Here is an 18,661-nt window from a genome sequence, read left to right as displayed (position 1 = left end):
CCCCTGAGGTCGCGGTGGTGGGCCCCGTTTGCGTCTCGAGGGTTTCCGGCGTTGCCCTGAGGTCGGGGTGGTGGGCCCGTTTGGGTCTCGAGGGTTTCCGGCGTGCCTCTGAGGGCGGGCGTCGGGGCTCTCGGGGGCTTCTGCGTGCGGGCATACGGAAGGCGCCCCGGCGCCAGTCCCCCCACGGGCCGACGACCAGGGCGCCTTCCCATGTCCCGGTGCGGATTCCCCCCACGGGATCCGGCCGGGCGTTGTGAGGACAGCGCCTGAATTCGCTGTTTTCGTTACGATCTGCGGTTGTTGTGCCTGCGGTTGAGCAGAACGAGCAGAACTGCTCGTACTACCGCAGTGTGCGGTCTGCCGGGACAGCGCACGCTGGGAGGGCCGCTCAAAGCTTCCCGGTGTGCGTGCCCCGGCAACGCATCTCTGAGGAAGTCCCCCAAGACATCCTCAGACGTCAGGGCACGCCCCCCAAGACGCTTCCTGACATCGTCAACTTAGACCTTCGAAGCCCTTCGATGGTTTCGTTCGCATCACTGTGATCTGTGTCTCTTGCATATGTCCGTTAGATGCGCAAGAGAACGGATACGGCGATCGGGGCCCAAGCGTAAGGATGATGCGCGAGCCTTGTGAAGAGCTTATGTGAGGTACGGGCAGGACTCCAGGGGTCTTGTCGAAAGGCCTGGGCCTACTCGGCGGTACGGTCCGGTCCTCACCGGAAGGCGCGCAGCCGCAGGCTGTTGGTGACGACGAACACCGACGAGAACGCCATCGCCGCCCCCGCGATCATCGGGTTCAGCAGACCGGCCGCGGCCAGCGGCAGCGCGGCCACGTTGTAGCCGAAGGCCCACACCAGGTTCCCCTTGATCGTGGCGAGCGTCCGCCGGGACAGCCGGATCGCGTCCGCGGCCACCCGCAGGTCGCCGCGCACCAGCGTCAGATCGCTCGCCTCGATCGCCGCGTCGGTGCCCGTCCCCATGGCCAGTCCCAGGTCGGCGGTGGCGAGCGCGGCCGCGTCGTTGACCCCGTCCCCGACCATGGCGACGACCCGCCCCTCGTCCTGCAGCCGCCGCACGACGTCGACCTTGTCCTCCGGCAGCACCTCGGCGACGACCCGGTCGATCCCGACGGCCGCGGCGACCGCCTCCGCGACCGTCCGGTTGTCCCCGGTCAGCAGCACGGGCGTGAGCCCCAGCGCCCGCAGTTCCCGCACCGCCTCGGCGCTGGTCTCCTTGACCGCGTCGGCGACCGCGAGCACCCCGCGCGCCACGCCGTCCCATCCGGCGACGACGGCCGTCATGCCGTTCCGCTCGGCCTCGTCCTTGGCGCGCGCCAACTCCTCGGGCAGGGACTCGAAGAGGCGCCCCACGGCCACCTCGCGGCCCTCCACCAGCCCGCGCACCCCCCGCCCGGGCACGTTCTCGAACCGTTCGGCCGCCGGCAGCTCGCCGACCCGCTCCTCGGCGCCGGCGGCCACCGCCCGGGCGACCGGGTGCTCCGAGGCGTGCTCGAGGGCGCCCGCGAGGCGCAGCAGCAGCCGCTCGTCCACGCCGTCGGCGACATGCACGTCCTGGAGGGTCATCCGGCCGGTGGTGACGGTGCCGGTCTTGTCCAGGACGACGGTGTCGACGCGGCGCGTGGACTCCAGGACCTCCGGGCCCTTGATGAGGATGCCGAGCTGCGCGCCGCGCCCGGTGCCCACCATGAGCGCGGTGGGCGTGGCGAGCCCCAGCGCGCACGGGCAGGCGATGATCAGCACGGCGACGGACGCCGTGAACGCGGCGACCGTGTCGCCCGTCGCCACGAGCCAGCCCCCGAAACAGGCGAGCGCGATCAGCAGCACCGCCGGCACGAAGACGCCGGAGATCCGGTCGGCCAGCCGCTGCACCTCGGCCTTGCCGGTCTGGGCCTCTTCCACCAGCTGCGCCATCCGGGCGAGCCGGGTGTCCGCGCCGATCCGGGTCGCCTCGACGACCAGCCTGCCGCCGGCGTTCACGGTGGCCCCGGTGACGGCGTCGCCCGGTGCGACGTCCACCGGCACGGACTCGCCGGTCAGCATCGAGGCGTCCACCGCGGACGTGCCCTGCACGACGGTCCCGTCGGTGGCGACCTTCTCCCCGGGCCGCACGACGAACCGGTCCCCGACCGTCAGCCGGTCGACGGGAATCCGCACCTCGCGCCCGTCCCGCAGCACGGCGACCTCCTTCGCGCCCAGCTCCATCAGCTCCCGCAGAGCCGCTCCCGCGCGCCGCTTGGAGCGGGCCTCGAGATAGCGGCCGAGCAGGATGAGGGCGGTGACGCCCGCCGCGACCTCGAGATAGATCGTCGAGGCGCCCTCGGATCGGGAGACGGTGAGCTCGAAGGGGTGCCGCATGCCGGGCATCCCCGCGTCGCCGAAGAACAGCGCCCACAACGACCAGCCGAGGGCGGCCAGCGTGCCGACGGAGACCAGGGTGTCCATGGTGGCCGCGCCGTGCCGCAGGTTCGTCCAGGCCGCCTTGTGCAGCGGCGCGCCGCCCCAGACCACCGCCGGGGCGGCGAGCGTCAGCGAGAGCCACTGCCAGTTGTCGAACTGGAAGGACGGGACCATCGCGAGCAGGACGACGGGGGCGGCGAGCAGAGCGCTGACGAGGAGGCGGTGACGCAGGGCCGTCAGCTCGGGGTCCCGCGGAGCGTCGCCGGCGTCCTGCGGGGAGGGCTCGGGCGCGGGTTCCTCGGCCGTGTACCCGGTCTTCACCACGGTCGCGATGAGATCGGCGACCTCGACGCCGGCCGGATAGCTGACCTGCGCCTTCTCGGTCGCGTAGTTGACCGTGGCGGTGACGCCGTCCATGCGGTTGAGCTTCTTCTCCACGCGTGCCGCGCAGGAGGCGCAGGTCATGCCGCCGATGAGCAGCTCGACCTCGGAAGGGGGAGCGGCTATCGCGGACTCGGCGGAGGTGGCGGTGCTGGTCATGTCCGAACTCCAGGAAACGGACCGAGCCGTACGGAACCAGTATCAGCTGGTCGGCACGGCCCGGTGGATGCCTCGGGATGGGGAAGCGCTGCTCAGGCCCGGCCGGTCAGCTCGAAGCCGGCCTCGTCGACAGCGGCGCGCACGGCCTCCTCGTCGAGCGGGGCGGCGGAGACGACCGTGACCTCGCCGGTCGAGGCGACGGCCTTCACCGAGGTGACACCGGCGAGCTCCGAGAGCTCGCCGGAGACGGCGCCCTCGCAGTGGCCGCAGCTCATGCCGCTCACCTTGTAGACGGTGGTGACGGAGCCCGGGGTATCGGTTGCAGCGGTCATGTCGTTCTCCTCGCAGAGGCGGCTGGGGCGGGCGGGGTCGCCAGGGCCCGCCGTTGTCGAGAGTATACCCCTAGGGGGTATTTACCAAAGGAGGGCCGCCGACACGCCGCCCGAGCAGTTGCGTGCGGCCCCCGGCGTTCCGTGGCCCGGCCGTCGTCGTTCCGCAATGCGGCAGGTCGTCGTTCCGCGGTCCGGCCGGCCGCCGATCGGAGGCCCCCCGGCGGCACGGACCCACCCGCGTGCTCGCCGCGCCGGCCGCCCGGCGACGATGTACCCGCCGACGAGACGGCGACGGGTACGGCGACGGGAGCGCGGATGCGAGCGGTGGTCTTCGAGCGGTACGGCGAGCCGGCCGAGGTGCGTGAGGTGCCCGACCCCCGGCCCGCCCCTCATGGAGTGGTCGTGCGGGTGGAGGCCACCGGCCTGTGCCGCAGCGACTGGCACGGCTGGATGGGCCATGACCCGGACATCGTCCTGCCGCACGTGCCGGGTCACGAGCTCGCCGGCGTCGTCGAGCAGGTCGGCGAGCTGGTCACCCTCCGACGGCCCGGCGACCGGGTCACCGTCCCCTTCGTGTGCGGCTGCGGCAGCTGCCCGTCCTGTGCGGCAGGCCACCACCAGGTGTGCGAGCGCCAGACCCAGCCCGGCTTCACGCACTGGGGCTCCTACGCCCAGTACGTGGCCCTGGATCACGCCGACGTGAACCTGGTCGTGATCCCCGACGACCTGTCCTATGCGACGGCCGCCTCCCTCGGCTGCCGGTTCGCCACCGCGTTCCGGGCGGTCGTGCAGCAGGGCCGGGTCGCGGCCGGGGAGTGGGTGGCGGTGCACGGCTGCGGAGGGGTGGGCCTGTCGGCGGTGATGATCGCGGCGGCGAGCGGGGCGCGGGTGGTGGCGGTGGACGTCTCGCCGCACGCCCTGGAGCTGGCGCGGACGTTCGGCGCGGGGGAGTGCGTGGACGCGACCGGCGTGCCGGACACCGCCGAGGCGGTCCGTGAGCTGACCGGCGGCGGCGCGCACCTCTCCCTCGACGCCCTCGGCTCCCCGGCGGTCTGCGCCGCCTCGGTCAACGGCCTGCGCCGCCGGGGCCGTCACGTCCAGGTCGGCCTGCTGCCCTCCGCGGACGGCATGACGTCGGTGCCGCTGGCCCGTGCCGTCGCCCTGGAGCTGGAGATCCTGGGCAGCCACGGCATGGCGGCGCACGCCTACCCGGAGCTGCTGGAACTGGTCCGGTCGGGCGTGCTGCGCCCCGACCTGCTGGTGACGTCCGCCATCACGCTCGACGCCGCTCCGGCGGCGCTGGCGGCGTTGGGGGCGAGCCCGGGTGCGGGAATGACCGTCGTCGAGCCGTGGACCTGAGCGGACCGGAGACACGTGCGGCGTCCGCCCCTCCGGGGCCCGGCGCGGGCTGCTCCGGGCCGGGTGCTCCGGCGGCGTCCGGAAAGCACCGTGCCCCACGGCACGGGTGGGGCACGGGGGGGCGACGTCGGGGTTCTCCCCCTGAGGGGTCAGTCCTGTCTGCGGCCGCGGTTGCCCGGGCGGGAGGCGACCCAGGCGCGGACGGTGTCGGCGTACCAGTAGGGCTTGCCGCCCTCGACCTGGTCGGGCGGGGGCAGCAGCCCGTGTTTGCGGTAGGACCGTACGGTGTCCGGCTGCACCCTGATGTGCGCCGCGATCTCCTTGTAGGACCAGAGCCTTCGGTCGGTCATGAGCCGCACCTTCCCTGCGCGCGCGGGGCGGCGGCCGGGAGGCCGCCGGGGGGAGCCGGGCGCTGCGCTGGCGATCAACGAGCCTGTGCCCCGTGAACGAGGCCCGCTTACCGAGCGGAGGCGGCTGTTGACCGCGTGTGACACAGGACCCGCGTACACGCGACATGTGTGACAGGAAGGGGGTTTTTGTGACACGAGTGACGCAATGCCGTGCATGGGCCCGCGAGGGGCGCGCCCGCCGATCGCCGGCCGGTCGCCGATGCCGGTGGCCGGGCCGGTCTCGGGGTCGGTCGCCTGGCCCGTGGCCTGGGCCGTCCCCGTCTCGACAGGAGACGGGCCGGGCCCGCTGCGACAGGCCCGGCCCGACCCCGTTCCCCGCCATCCCCCCGGCACGTCCCCGTCGGCCGGACCGGCCCGATCCGCCCATGGGCCGGAGCAACCGCATGGGTCTGATCGGCCGGTTCGACCGGAACGACCGGATTCAACTGGCAGGACCCCAGCCTGTATTCAGCCAATGCGTCCGGTCTTGGAAAAATGCGCACCCGGTCCGGACCAACCTCCGGCCGACGTCGGCAGCAGCAGGCTGGTCGCCTCGCCGCTCATCCGGTCCGCGACCGGTGACACCGGTTCCGGCAGCCGCCTGGCCTGCGCGAACTGCCTCGGCGTGCAGCCCGTCATCGCCTTGAACTCGCCGCTGAGATGCGCCTGGTCGTAGAAGCCGCACAGCGCCGCCGTCTCCGCCGCGCTGCGCCCCTCGGCGAGCAGCCGCCGGGCCCGTTGCAGCCGCAGCACGCGGGCCGCCGCCTTCGGGCCCAGCCCGATCTGCTCACGGAAGCGGCTCTCCAGCTGCCGTACGCTCCAGCCGACCTCCTCGGCCAGCCGGGGGACGGGCAGCGCGCCGTCCGTGCGCACCAGCAGCGACCAGGCCCGCGCCACCCGCTCCGAACCCGGCACGGCCGCCTGCCGCCAGCGGTCGAACGTGTCGTCGAGCAGCGCGAACCGCCGCTCCCAGCACGGCAGCGCGGCCAGGGCGGCGGTGAGTTCACCGAGGGGCGAGCCGAGGCTGTGCGGCAGCTCGTCCGGATCCACCGTGCGGTTGACGAGCTCGTGCTGCGGTGTCCCGAACAGGGCGAACGCGGCCCACGGCGTCAGCAGCACCTCGATGCCCGAGAACCGTCCGCAGTGCTCCCCGACGGCGGGCGTGGTGGTGGGCCCGCAGTACACGCAGGCGCGGGTCTCCGGCTCCTGCCCCGCCCGCCAGATGCGCACCGGCTCGTCGAACCCCAGCAGCAGGGTGGAGGCCCCGATGGGCGCCTCGAGGCGCCGCCGGGGCCGGGGCATCGCGAGCCGGATCCCGCGATAGCTCATCACCCCCGGCCGCAGCCGTGGATGAGGAAACGCGGTGACGAACTCCCAGGACCCGCCCGGCCCTTGTCCGGACCGGGTGCGTACCACCCGTGCAGCCATGGGTGCTTATGGTGCTCCAGCGTGCGCGGCACCGCCAGGGGTGCCGCATGCCCGCCCTGATCCGCTCTGATCCGCCCTGACCCCGGCGGGGACCGACGGGGCCTGACGGGGCCTGACGGGGCCTGACGGGGCTTGTGACCGGCCTTGACGGGGCTTGGCGGGGCTTGGCGGGGCTTGACCGGGCCTTGCGGGTCGCGCGGACCCGTCTCAGGCCCCGCAGCTCCGCAGGAACGCCCGCGTGCGCTGCGCGATCGGCAGCGGGGTGTCCGGGGCGCACGGGTACATGTCCTGCTCGACGATCGCGAACAGGTCCACGTCCAGCTTCTGCGCCGCCTCCAGCACGGGCCCGAGCGCCGGCACGCCCGCGGGCGGCTCGCACATGACGCCCTGAGCCACGGCCGGCCCGAACGGGGTCCCCTTGGCGCGCACGTCCGCCAGGATCTCCGGGTCGACCTGCTTGAGGTGCAGGTAGCCGATGCGCTCCCCGTACGTCTCGATCAGCTTGACGCTGTCGCCGCCGCAGTAGGCGTAGTGGCCGGTGTCCAGGCACAGCGACACCAGGTCGGAGTCGGTGCCGTCCAGGAACCGGGCGACGTTCTCCTCGCTGTCGACATGGGTGTCGGCGTGCGGGTGGACGACGATCTGCAGGCCGTAGCGCTCCCGCACCTCCCGCCCGAGCCGTTCGGTCAGCGTGGTCAGGTTGCGCCACTGCTCGGGCGTGAGCGTGTCGGACTCCAGCACCTCGCCGGTCTTGTCGTCCCGCCAGAAGGACGGGATGACGACCAGGTGCCTCGCGCCCATCGCCTGCGCGAGCACCGCGTTGTCGGCGACGTGCGCCCAGGTCTTCTCCCACACGGCCTCGCCGTGGTGCAGGCCGGTGAAGACCGTGCCCGCCGAGACCTTCAGGCCGCGCCTGGACGTCTCCTCGGTGAGGACGGCGGGGTCGGTCGGCAGGTACCCGTAGGGGCCGAGCTCGATCCACTCGTAGCCGGACTGCGCCACCTCGTCGAGGAAGCGCTGCCACGGGACCTGGGCGGGATCGTCCGGGAACCAGACGCCCCAGCTGTCGGGGGCCGATCCGATCCGGATGCGGGAAAGTGAGGACTGAGGTGACAACGACGTCATGGCCGTCAGAGTGCGGTCTCACCGTAGGGGTGTCAAGGCCTGGTCCGAATGTCTGGACAAAACATTGACAGGGCCCGCCGTGCGGGGCTACAAAGCCTGAGAGCCGAAACGGGACGTGTGCCGAGAACATGCCGCGAGCGGCGTCACGGGGACGACCGACACGAAGGGAAGTCGATGGCGTACGACCTGATCACCATGGGGCGGATAGGGGTGGACCTCTATCCGCTGCAGACGGGCGTCCCGCTCCCGCAGGTCACGTCCTTCGGGAAGTTCCTGGGCGGATCGGCGACCAACGTGGCGGTCGCCGCGGCCCGTCTCGGCCGGTCCACGGCGGTGATCTCGCGCACCGGCGACGACCCCTTCGGCGCCTACCTGCACGAGGCCCTGCGCGGCTTCGGCGTCGACGACCGCTGGGTCACGCCGGTGCCCGGCCTGCCGACGCCCGTCACCTTCTGCGAGGTCTTCCCGCCGGACGACTTCCCGCTGTACTTCTACCGGCAGCCCAAGGCGCCGGACCTGGAGATCGACGCCCACGAGCTCGACCTCGACGCCGTCCGCGAGGCCCGCGTCTTCTGGGTCACCGGCACCGGCCTGAGCGAGGAGCCCAGCCGGACCGCGACCCTCGCCGCCCTCGCCCACCGCGACAAGGCAGGCGCCACGGTCTTCGATCTCGACTGGCGCCCGATGTTCTGGAGCGACCCCGAGGCCGCCCGCCCGTTCTACGCCGAGGCCCTGAAGCACACCACCGTCGCCGTCGGCAACCTCGACGAGGTGGAGGTGGCGACCGGCGTGCGCGAGCCGCGGGCCGCCGCGCAGGCGCTGCTGGACGCCGGCGTCGAGCTCGCCGTCGTCAAGCAGGGACCCAAGGGCGTCCTCGCCGTCGACAACAAGGGCGGGTCCGCCGAGGTGCCGCCGCTGCCGGTGAACGTCCTCAACGGCCTCGGGGCCGGCGACGCCTTCGGCGGCTCCCTCTGCCACGGCCTGCTCGCGGGCTGGGACCTGGAGAAGACCATGCGGCACGCCAACGCCGCCGGCGCCATCGTCGCCTCCCGGCTGGAGTGCTCCTCGGCGATGCCGACGCCGGACGAAGTGGCCGCGGCGATCGAGGCGGGAGCCGTCCTGTGACCACCGTCGACGTCTCCGAACTCGTCCGTCTGCGCAGCAGTCGCCCCGAGGCGATCGCCGAGGCCGCCGCCCGCCGCCCGCGCAGGCCGCTGCTGGGCGACTCCGGGCGGCTGATGATCGTCGCCGCCGACCACCCGGCCCGCGGCGCGCTCGGCGTCGGCGGACGCAAGCTGGCCATGGCCAACCGTGCCGACCTGCTGGAACGGCTCTGCCTCGCCCTGTCGCGCCCCGGCGTGGACGGCGTCCTCGCGACCGCCGACATCCTGGACGACCTGCTCCTGCTCGGCGCCCTCGACGGCAAGGTCGTCATGGGCTCCATGAACCGCGGCGGCCTCCAGGGCGCCGCCTTCGAGCTCGACGACCGCTTCACCGGCCACCGCGCCGAGGACATCGAGCGGCTCAACTTCGACGCGGGCAAACTGCTGCTGCGCATCGACTACGACGACCCGGGCTCCCTCACCACGCTCGAGACCACCGCCCGCGCCGTCGACGACATGGCCGCCCGCCGACTCCCCCTCTTCGTCGAGCCGTTCATCAGCCGGCGCACCCCCGACGGCAGGCTCGGCAACGACCTCTGCGCGGAGGCCGTCACCAGGTCGATCGCCATCGCCTCCGGGCTGGGCGGCACATCGGCCTACACCTGGCTGAAGGTGCCGGTCACCGACAACCCCGACGACATGGCCGAGGTCATGCAGACGTCCACGCTCCCCGCCGTCCTGCTGGGCGGCGAGGTCGGCGACGACCAGGACGGCGCGTACGAGAAGTGGCGCGGGGCGCTGCAACTGCCCACCGTTCAGGGCCTGGTGGTCGGACGTTCGCTGCTGTACCCGGCGGACGGGGACGTCGCCGCCGCCGTGGACACCGCCGTCGGACTGCTGTGAGGGCCGCATGAGCAACGACCTGTACCTCGCGCGCGGGACCACCGCGCACGCCGGCTACGCGCTCGACATCGATCCCGCACGAGCGGGCTGGGACTACTGCAGCCTGCGGGTCGTCGAGCTGGAGCCGGGCGGCGGGCACGTCTTCGACACGGGTGACAGCGAATGGATCGTGCTGCCCCTCGAAGGCGGATGTACCGTGCGCACAGATCAAGAAGAGTTCCAACTCCTGGGCCGGGAAACGGTGTTCGCGTCGGTATCCGACTTCGCGTACGTTCCCCGGGACGCCCGGGTCCAGATCGCCTCCGGCGCGGGAGGCCGCTTCGCCCTGGCAGGAGCGAAGTGCGAGCGACGACTCCCCGCCCGCTACGGCCCCGCGCCGGAGGTCCCCGTCGAAGAGCGCGGCAGCGGCACGTGCGCCCGTCTGGTGCGCAACTTCGCCTCCGCCGACGCCTTCGACTGCGACAAGCTGATCGCCGTCGAGGTCGTCACCCCTGGCGGCAACTGGTCCTCGTACCCGCCGCACAAGCACGACGAGTACCGGCCGGGCGAGGAGGCCGAGCTCGAGGAGATCTACTACTTCGAGATCGACGGCCCGAACGGCTTCGGCTACCAGCGGGTGTCCCCCTCGCGGGAGGGCGGCGCCGACGTCCTCGCCGAGGTGCGCTCCGGCGACGCCGTGCTCGTCCCCGACGGCTGGCACGGACCGGCCGTCGCCCAGCCCGGGCACGCCATGTACTACCTGAACGTCATGGCGGGACCGGGGCGGACCCGGGAGTGGCGGATCTGCTTCCACCCCGACCACGTAGAGAGCACAGGGGGCTACCGATGACGGCGCAGACCTCGACGACGCGGCTGACGGTCGCCCAGGCGCTGGTGCGCTTCCTCGCCGCCCAGCACACCGAGCGCGACGGCGTACGGCAGCGGCTGATCGGCGCGACCTGGGGCATCTTCGGCCACGGCAACGTCGCGGGCCTCGGCCAGGCGCTGGTCGAGTACGGCGACGAGATGCCGTTCCACCAGGGCCGCAACGAGCAGTCGATGGTCCACGCGGCCGTCGGCTACGCCCGTCAGTCGAACCGGCTGTCCACCCACGCGGTGACGACGTCGATCGGCCCCGGCGCGACCAACCTGGTCACCGGAGCGGCCCTCGCCACCGTCAACCGGCTGCCGGTCCTGTTGCTGCCCGGCGACGTCTTCGCCACCCGGGTCGCCGACCCGGTGCTCCAGCAGCTCGAAGTCCCCTACGCGGGCGATGTGTCGGTCAACGACTGCCTGCGCCCGGTGTCGAAGTACTTCGACCGGATCACCCGCCCGGAGGCGCTGATCCCGGCGGCGCTGCAGGCGATGCGCGTCCTCACCGACCCGGTGGAGACCGGCGCGGTCACCCTCGCCCTGCCGCAGGACGTCCAGGCCGAGGCCTACGACTGGCCGGACGAGTTCTTCGCCGAGCGTGTCTGGGCGGTCCGCCGCCCGGTCGCCGACCCCGTCGAACTCGCCGAGGCCGTACGCGCGATCAGGTCGGCCGAACGCCCCCTGGTCATCGCGGGCGGCGGCGTCCACCACAGCCGCGCCGAGGAGGCCCTCGCCGAGTTCGCCGAGGCCACCGGCATCCCCGTCGCCTCCACCCAGGCCGGCAAGGGCTCGCTGCGTCACGACCACCCGCAGGACGTGGGCGGCGTCGGCCACACGGGCACCGCGACCGCCGACGAGCTGGCCCGCACGGCGGACCTGATCATCGGCGTGGGCACCCGCTACACCGACTTCACTACCGCCTCCAACACCCTGTTCGCGGGTGACGGCGTCCGCTTCCTCAACCTCAACATCGCCTCCTTCGACGGCCACAAGCTCGCCGGCCTGCCCCTCGTGGCGGACGCCCGCAGCGGCCTTCGCGAGCTGACCGAGGCCCTGCGTCTGCACGGGCACCGGGTCGCGGACGTCTACGTCACCGCGTACTCCGAGGACAAGGAACGCTGGGAGCAGCGCGTCGACGCCTGCTACGAGGCCGACGAGCCCGACGTCCGCCCGACGCAGCCGCAGGTGCTCGGCGCGCTGGACGCCCTCGCCGACGAGTCGGACGTGATCATCAACGCCGCCGGCTCGCTCCCCGGCGACCTGCACAAACTGTGGCGGACGCGCTCCCGCGACCAGTACCACCTGGAGTACGGCTACTCCTGCATGGGGTACGAGATCCCCGCCGCGATCGGCGTGAAACTGGCCGCACCGGAGCGCAACGTCTGGGCGCTGGTCGGCGACGGCACGTACCTGATGATGCCGACCGAGATCGTGACGGCCGTGCAGGAGGGGATCGCGATCAAGATCCTGCTCGTGCAGAACCACGGCTACGCCTCCATCGGCGGTCTGTCGGAGTCGGTGGGCGGCGAGCGCTTCGGCACGGCCTACCGCTACACCGCGGACGACGGCACCTTCACCGGCGCCCCGCTGCCCGTCGACCTGGCCGCCAACGTGGCCAGCCTCGGCATGCGGGTGCTGCGCGCGAAGACCGTCCGCGAACTGCGCGAAGCCCTCGCCGAGGCGCGGCGCGCCGACACTCCCACATGTGTCTACGTCGAGACCGAAACGGCCGACACTGTGTCGGGCCCGCCGCCCGCGCAGGCCTGGTGGGATGTACCTGTGGCCGAGACCGCGACGCGACCGTCCGCGGTGAAGGCACGTGAGCTGTACGAACGGCACGTCTCTACCCGACGCCGCCATCTGTGAAGGAGCACTCGGTCATGACGAAGATCGTCAACCACTGGATCGGCGGCAAGACCGTCGAAGGCGCGTCGGGTTCGTTCGGGCCGGTCACCGACCCCGCGACCGGCGCCGTCACCACGAAGGTCGCGTTCGCCTCGGTGGACGAGGTCGACTCCGCGGTCGCGGCCGCGAAGGACGCCTACGCCACCTGGGGCACCTCCTCGCTGGCCAAGCGGAGCACGATCCTGTTCGCGTTCCGGGCGCTGCTCGACGCGAACCGGGACGCGATCGCCGAGCTGATCACCGCCGAGCACGGCAAGGTGCACAGCGACGCGCTCGGCGAGGTCGCGCGCGGCCTGGAGATCGTGGACCTGGCCTGCGGGATCACCGTGCAGCTGAAGGGCGAGCTGTCGACCGAGGTGGCCAGCCGGGTGGACGTCGCGTCCATCCGCCAGCCGCTCGGCGTCGTCGCGGGCATCACGCCGTTCAACTTCCCGGCGATGGTCCCGATGTGGATGTTCCCGATCGCGATCGCCTGCGGCAACACGTTCGTGCTGAAGCCGTCCGAGAAGGACCCGTCGGCCTCGCTGAAGATCGCCGAGCTGCTGTCCGAGGCCGGTCTCCCGGACGGCGTGTTCAACGTCGTGCAGGGCGACAAGGTGGCCGTGGACCGTCTCCTGGAGCACCCGGACGTCAAGGCCGTGTCCTTCGTCGGCTCGACGCCGATCGCCCGCTACATCCACACCACCGCCTCCGCGAACGGCAAGCGCGTCCAGGCGCTGGGCGGCGCGAAGAACCACATGCTGGTCCTGCCGGACGCGGACCTGGACGCGGCCGCCGACGCCGCCGTCTCCGCCGCGTACGGCTCGGCGGGCGAGCGCTGCATGGCCATCTCCGCGGTCGTCGCCGTCGGCGCGATCGGCGACGAGCTCGTGGAGAAGATCCGCGAGCGCGCCGAGAAGATCAAGATCGGTCCCGGCAACGACCCGACGAGCGAGATGGGCCCGCTCATCACGGCCGTCCACCGCGACAAGGTGGCGTCCTACGTGACGGGCGCGGCGGCCGAGGGCGCCGAGGTCGTCCTCGACGGCACCGGCTACACCGTCGACGGCTTCGAGGACGGCCACTGGATCGGCATCTCCCTCCTCGACAAGGTGCCGACCACCGCGAAGGCCTACCAGGACGAGATCTTCGGCCCGGTGCTGACCGTGCTGCGCGTCGACACCTACGACGAGGGCATCGCCCTCATCAACGCCTCGCCGTTCGGCAACGGCACCGCGATCTTCACCCGGGACGGCGGCGCGGCCCGTCGCTTCCAGCTGGAGGTCGAGGCGGGCATGGTCGGCGTGAACGTCCCGATCCCGGTCCCCGTCGGCTACCACAGCTTCGGCGGCTGGAAGGACTCGCTCTTCGGCGACCACCACATCTACGGCAACGACGGCACGCACTTCTACACCCGCGGCAAGGTCGTCACCACCCGCTGGCCCGACCCGGCCGACGCCCCGGCGGGCGTGGACCTGGGCTTCCCCCGCAACCACTGATCCCGCACACACCGCGACGCCCTGCCCCGTCCGGGGGGCAGGGCGTCGCCGTGCGCCGGCCGACGGCGTGGACCGGCGGCCGTGGCGTGGACGTCAGCCGGTGGTGGAGCCGGCGCCGGAGCCACCGCCGGCCGCCTTGACCGCCTCGGTGAGGTCGCCGGTCTGCGCGGCCGGCGGCGCCTTGACCGGGGCCGTCTGACCGAACTTCTCGAAGTCCATGGTGACCTTCATGGCGCCGATCTCCTGGATCATGCGGACCGGCAGGTCCTTGGGGCCGACCCACACCTCCATGGTGATCGAGGAGGCGCCGCCGGTGAGCGAGCCGAAGAGGTTGTCCTTGTCGCCGTAGGCCTTCTTGAACTTGCCCATCCCGGCCTGGTCGATGACGGCCCGGTAGTGCGTGGTGGTCTTGCCGTTGATCTTCTCCGAGCCGAGGTTCTCGACGTCGTCCGCGTACTTCAGGCCCTTCATGGACGCCGACGGGCTGCCGTTGCTGCCGCTGAGCGCCTGCGCGCCCTGCGTGCCGAAGACGGCCGAGCTGTCGATCTTCATCCACTCCTTGCCCTTGAGAGGGCCGGCGGCCTGCGGGTCGACGTCGTAGTAGTACGCGCCGTCCACGAAGAGCATGCGCGTCTTCGGAGCGTCCTGCAGCTGCTGCATCTGCGCGGCCGCGGTGTCCATCAGGACGTCGAAGGCGTACCCGTCGCCCCACGAGTAGGTGCCCTCCATGGCGACCGGAGCGCCGGTGCCCATGGAGGTGGTCATCTTCACCTCGGCCGAACCGAGCTGCTCGGTGCGGTCGGTCGCCCGGCCCAGCGCCGCCATGATCGCGTCCGTGCCGTCCACGGCCTTGGCCGCGTCCTTGGCGGTCTCGCTGCCGCACCCGGCCGTCGTGACCAGGGCCGCCAGAGCGACTGCCGTCCAGGCCCCCGCGTACTTCGCCTTCATGAGTCCCCACCCCTGTGCGTCGTCTGTGATCCCCGAACCCTAATGGGTCACACTGACACGTCCGGATGCCGGACGTCGCCCCACTTTCGCGCCGGGAGCCCCGCGGTCCCGGCGCCCGCCGAGCGACCCGAACGGCCCGACGGATCCGGCCCGTCCGCGCTCTGCCGAGACGGCGCCCGCCGGCTGCCGACCGTCCCGGGGACGGACAGGACCCGGCCCGCGTGTACCGCGTCCGCGGTATGCCCCCACGGCCGCGTACGCCCCGGGGAGGTCGCCGAGTTCGGTCTGCGGTCGACAACTCCACGACAGGTTGACCCCGTACGGTTGAAGCATGGATCTTCGACTGCCCGGTCTGCGAGGACCACGGCGGGCGCGACGGCTCCTCGCCGCCGCGGCCGCCGTGGTCGTACTCGCCGGTGCCGGTACCTGGACGGCCGTCGCCTCCGACGACGACACGCCCGCGGTGCACCGCGCCGACCGGGTCATGGCGGTGGACGGCGTACGCCTGGACACCTCCTACTTCACCGCGGGCGGCTCCGGCCGGCGCCCCGCCGTCCTCCTCGCGCACGGCTTCGGCGGCAGCAAGGACGACGTCCGGCAGCAGGCCGAGCAGCTCGCCCGCGACGGCTACGCGGTGCTCACCTGGTCCGCGCGCGGCTTCGGCGAGTCCACCGGCAGGATCGGGCTGAACGACCCGAAGGGCGAGGTCGCCGACGTCTCCCGGCTGATCGACTGGCTCGCGAAGCAGCCCGATGTCCGGCTCGACAAGCCCGGCGACCCGCGCGTGGGCGTGGCCGGCGCCTCCTACGGCGGCGCGGTCTCCCTGCTCGCCGCCGGACACGACGACCGGGTCGACGCCATCGCCCCGGCGATCACCTACTGGAACCTCGCGGACGCCCTGTTCCCCGACGGCGTGTTCAAGAAGCTGTGGGCCGGCGTCTTCTTCAACACCGGTGGCGGCGCCGCCCGCTTCGAACCCGCGCTGGCCGCGATGTACGAGCGCGTCGCCGAGTCCGGCGTCCCGGACGCCGCCGCTCGCCGGCTCCTCGAGGAACGCTCGCCGTCCGCCGTCGCCGACCGCATCAAGGTCCCCACCCTCCTCCTCCAGGGCCAGACCGACTCCCTGTTCACCCTCGCCCAGTCCGATGCCGCCGAGAAGGCGATCCGCAAGAACGGCGCGCCCGTCGACGTCGACTGGATCTCCGGCGGCCACGACGGCGGCGACATGGAGGCCGCCCGCGTCCAGGCCCGCGTCGCCTCCTGGTTCGACCGCTACCTCAAGGACGACAAGTCGGCCGACACCGGCCCGGCCTTCCGCGTCACCCGCACCGGAGGCGTCGACTCCACCGACGGCGCCGCCCGGCTCCGGGGCGCGAGCGCGGACGCCTACCCCGGTCTGACCCACGGCGACCGCGCTTTCGCGCTGACCGGCCGACGCGAGGAGCAGTCCTTCGTCAACCCGCCCGGAGCCACCCCGCCCGCCGTGTCCGCCCTGCCCGGCCTCGGCGGCGGCGGCCTCTCCCGGCTCTCCGCCCTCGGCGTCGGAGTCTCCCTCGACTTCCCCGGCCAGTACGCCGCCTTCGACTCCGCGCCGCTCGCCGACGACCTGCGGGTCACCGGCTCGCCGACGGTCACCGTCCACGTGAAGTCGACGACCGGCACCGCCGTGCTCTTCGCCAAGGTCTACGACGTCGGCGGCAGCGGCAGCCAGGTGCTGCCCTCCCAACTCGTCGCCCCGGTCCGCGTCGACGGCGCCGAGGCCGGCAAGGACGTCACGATCACCCTCCCCGCGATCGACCACAAGGTCGAGGAAGGGCACCGGCTGCGCCTGGTCCTCGCCTCCACCGACCTCGGCTACGCCTCCCCGATGGCCCCGGCGACGTACACCGTGTCGATGAAGGGGGACCTGAAGGTCCCCACCGCCCCGGCCGTGACGACCGCCGCCGCACCCCTCCCGTCCTGGGTCTGGTGGCTCCCCCTCACCGGCGCGGCGCTCGCGCTCGCCCTGCTGCTGACGGCCCGCCGCCGCACCGCCGCACCCGCCCCCGACCCGGCGCTCGCCGAGGTCCCGCTGCGGATCACCGACCTGAGCAAGAAGTACGCGAACGGCGACCGCTACAGCGTCCGCGAACTGTCCTTCCAGGTCGAGAAGGGCCAGGTCCTCGGACTGCTCGGTCCCAACGGCGCCGGCAAGACGACGACCCTGCGCATGCTGATGGGCCTGATCACGCCCGACGGCGGCGAGATCCGCGTCTTCGGCCACGCCATCCGCCCGGGCGCCCCCGTGCTCTCCCGCGTCGGCTCCTTCGTCGAGGGCGCCGGCTTCCTGCCGCACCTGACCGGCCGGGAGAACCTCGAGCTGTACTGGCGGGCCACCGGCCGTCCGGCCGGGGACGCCCACCTCGACGAGGCCCTGGAGATCGCCGGCCTCGGCGATGCGCTCGCCCGCGCGGTGCGCACCTACTCCCAGGGCATGCGCCAGCGCCTCGCCATCGCCCAGGCCATGCTGGGCCTGCCGGACCTGCTCATCCTCGACGAGCCGACCAACGGCCTCGACCCGCCGCAGATCCGCGAGATGCGCGAGGTGATGATCCGCTACGCGGCGGCCGGCCGCACGGTGATCGTCTCCAGCCACCTCCTGGCGGAGGTCGAGCAGTCCTGCACCCACCTCGTGGTCATGGACCGCGGCCGGCTCGTCCAGGCCGGTCCGGTCGCCGAGATCATCGGCTCCGGCGACACCCTCCTCGTCGGCACCGCCGTCCCCGTGGACGAACCGGTCGTCGAGAAGATCGCGGCGCTGCCCGGTGTGGCCTCCGCGCTCCCCGCCGACGAAGGCCTGCTGATCCGGCTGGACGCCGACGGCACCGCCCGGCGCCTGATCGCCGAACTCGTCCGGCTCGACGTGCCGGTGACCTCGGTCGGCCCGCACCGCCGCCTCGAGGACGCCTTCCTCACCCTGATCGGAGGTTCCGCATGAGCACGCTCACCGAGGTCGCCTCCGGCTACCAGCCCGGCCGCACCCTGCCGCTGCGCGTCGAGCTGGTCCGCCAGCTCAAGCGCCGCCGCACGCTGATCATGGGCGGCATCCTCGCCGCCCTGCCGTTCGTCCTGCTGATCGCCTTCGCCATCGGCGGCGAGCCCGGCGGCCGCAACGACCAGGTGAGCCTGATGGACACGGCGACCGCGTCGGGCGCCAACTTCGCCGCGGTCAACCTGTTCGTGTCGGCGGGCTTCCTGCTCGTCATCCCGGTCGCCCTGTTCTGCGGGGACACCGTCGCCTCGGAGGCCGGCTGGTCCTCCCTGCGCTACCTCCTCGCCGCCCCCGTGCCCCGCGCCAGGCTGCTGTGGTCCAAGCTCGTCGTCGGCCTCGGCCTCAGCCTGGCCGCGATGGTCCTGCTGCCGGTCGTCGCCCTCGCGGTCGGCAGCGCGGCCTACGGCTGGGGCCCGCTGGAGCTGCCCACCGGCGGCGCGCTCGACCCGGGCACGGCCGCCCAGCGGCTGGTGGTCGTGGTCGGGTATGTCTTCGTCTCCCAACTGGTCACCGCGGGGCTCGCGTTCTGGCTCTCCACGAAGACCGACGCCCCCCTCGGCGCGGTCGGCGGCGCGGTCGGCCTGACCATCGTCGGCAACGTCCTGGACGCCGTCACCGCCCTCGGCGACTGGCGGGACTTCCTTCCCGCGCACTGGCAGTTCGCCTGGGCCGACGCCGTCCAGCCCACCCCCGAGTGGTCCGGCATGATCCAGGGCGCCGCCGTCTCCGTGACATACGCCCTGGTCCTGTTCGCCCTGGCCTTCCGCGGTTTCGCCCGCAAGGACGTCGTCTCCTAGGTCACCGGGGGATCACCGGCCGGTCTCGGCGGCCGGTGACCGTGCTCTGTTCGAG

Annotated in this window: 14 protein-coding genes; 8 read left to right on the top strand and 6 right to left on the bottom strand. The window is 72.7% G+C overall.

Annotated features, from left to right (window positions below; translation table 11 throughout):
- Positions 1–712: 712 nt before the first annotated feature.
- Both ACN6LD_RS09550 and ACN6LD_RS09545 read right to left on the bottom strand, forming a co-directional pair.
- Positions 713–2,956: a heavy metal translocating P-type ATPase gene (locus ACN6LD_RS09550; RefSeq protein ID WP_445042875.1), complete on the bottom strand. Its 2,244-nt coding sequence runs from the start codon at positions 2,954–2,956 to the stop codon at positions 713–715.
- A 92-nt stretch (positions 2,957–3,048) separates the two neighbouring features.
- Entirely contained in the window at positions 3,049–3,288 is a 240-nt protein-coding gene (locus tag ACN6LD_RS09545) for a heavy-metal-associated domain-containing protein (protein WP_319191924.1), read from the bottom strand.
- A gap of 315 nt (positions 3,289–3,603) precedes the next feature.
- On the opposite strand from ACN6LD_RS09545, the gene ACN6LD_RS09540 reads away from it, so the two are divergent.
- Positions 3,604–4,647, top strand: a complete 1,044-nt coding sequence (locus tag ACN6LD_RS09540; protein WP_445042874.1) for a zinc-dependent alcohol dehydrogenase family protein — start codon at positions 3,604–3,606, stop codon at positions 4,645–4,647.
- 149 nt (positions 4,648–4,796) lie between these two features.
- Here ACN6LD_RS09540 and ACN6LD_RS09535 read toward each other — a convergent pair whose 3' ends face one another.
- From ACN6LD_RS09535 to ACN6LD_RS09525, 3 genes are all read right to left on the bottom strand, one after another.
- On the bottom strand, positions 4,797–4,997 hold the full coding sequence (locus ACN6LD_RS09535; protein ID WP_319191922.1) for a helix-turn-helix transcriptional regulator: 201 nt from the start codon (positions 4,995–4,997) through the stop codon (positions 4,797–4,799).
- A 507-nt stretch (positions 4,998–5,504) separates the two neighbouring features.
- Positions 5,505–6,338, bottom strand: coding sequence for a helix-turn-helix domain-containing protein (locus tag ACN6LD_RS09530; protein WP_319191927.1), 834 nt, complete (start codon positions 6,336–6,338; stop codon positions 5,505–5,507).
- Positions 6,339–6,671: 333 nt separating this feature from the next.
- Complete coding sequence (locus ACN6LD_RS09525) at positions 6,672–7,589, bottom strand: sugar phosphate isomerase/epimerase family protein (RefSeq protein ID WP_057574569.1); 918 nt, start codon at positions 7,587–7,589, stop codon at positions 6,672–6,674.
- 174 nt (positions 7,590–7,763) lie between these two features.
- Here ACN6LD_RS09525 and iolC point away from each other — a divergent pair, with 174 nt between their 5' ends.
- Genes iolC through mmsA form a run of 5 tightly spaced genes read left to right on the top strand, consistent with a single transcriptional unit; the run spans position 7,764 to position 13,830 of the window.
- Positions 7,764–8,714 (top strand): 5-dehydro-2-deoxygluconokinase, encoded by a 951-nt coding sequence (iolC, locus tag ACN6LD_RS09520; RefSeq protein WP_319191920.1) that lies wholly within the window; start codon positions 7,764–7,766, stop codon positions 8,712–8,714.
- A complete protein-coding gene (locus ACN6LD_RS09515; RefSeq protein ID WP_319191919.1) occupies positions 8,711–9,595 on the top strand; it encodes a Cgl0159 family (beta/alpha)8-fold protein in 885 nt (294 codons plus the stop codon). Before iolC ends, ACN6LD_RS09515 begins: the two co-directional genes overlap by 4 nt.
- Positions 9,596–9,602: 7 nt before the next feature.
- Positions 9,603–10,424, top strand: a complete 822-nt coding sequence (iolB, locus tag ACN6LD_RS09510) for a 5-deoxy-glucuronate isomerase (RefSeq protein WP_445042873.1) — start codon at positions 9,603–9,605, stop codon at positions 10,422–10,424.
- A complete protein-coding gene (iolD, locus tag ACN6LD_RS09505) occupies positions 10,421–12,313 on the top strand; it encodes a 3D-(3,5/4)-trihydroxycyclohexane-1,2-dione acylhydrolase (decyclizing) (RefSeq protein ID WP_445042872.1) in 1,893 nt (630 codons plus the stop codon). Before iolB ends, iolD begins: the two co-directional genes overlap by 4 nt.
- 14 nt (positions 12,314–12,327) lie before the next feature.
- On the top strand, positions 12,328–13,830 hold the full coding sequence (gene mmsA, locus ACN6LD_RS09500; RefSeq protein ID WP_319191913.1) for a CoA-acylating methylmalonate-semialdehyde dehydrogenase: 1,503 nt from the start codon (positions 12,328–12,330) through the stop codon (positions 13,828–13,830).
- Between the two features lie 93 nt (positions 13,831–13,923).
- On the opposite strand, the gene ACN6LD_RS09495 is transcribed toward mmsA, so the two are convergent.
- Positions 13,924–14,778 carry a hypothetical protein gene (locus ACN6LD_RS09495; protein ID WP_319191911.1) on the bottom strand — a complete coding sequence of 285 codons (855 nt, stop codon included), beginning with the start codon at positions 14,776–14,778 and terminating at the stop codon, positions 13,924–13,926.
- Between the two features lie 331 nt (positions 14,779–15,109).
- Here ACN6LD_RS09495 and ACN6LD_RS09490 point away from each other — a divergent pair, with 331 nt between their 5' ends.
- Together ACN6LD_RS09490 and ACN6LD_RS09485 are read left to right on the top strand one after the other, a co-directional pair.
- On the top strand, positions 15,110–17,755 hold the full coding sequence (locus tag ACN6LD_RS09490) for an alpha/beta fold hydrolase (RefSeq protein ID WP_445042871.1): 2,646 nt from the start codon (positions 15,110–15,112) through the stop codon (positions 17,753–17,755).
- Complete coding sequence (locus ACN6LD_RS09485) at positions 17,752–18,606, top strand: ABC transporter permease (RefSeq protein ID WP_319191908.1); 855 nt, start codon at positions 17,752–17,754, stop codon at positions 18,604–18,606. Before ACN6LD_RS09490 ends, ACN6LD_RS09485 begins: the two co-directional genes overlap by 4 nt.
- Positions 18,607–18,661 lie beyond the last annotated feature (55 nt).

It is taken from the genome of Streptomyces sp. SAS_272 (genome assembly GCF_052543235.1).
This window is presented reverse-complemented; position numbering and strand designations above follow the sequence as displayed.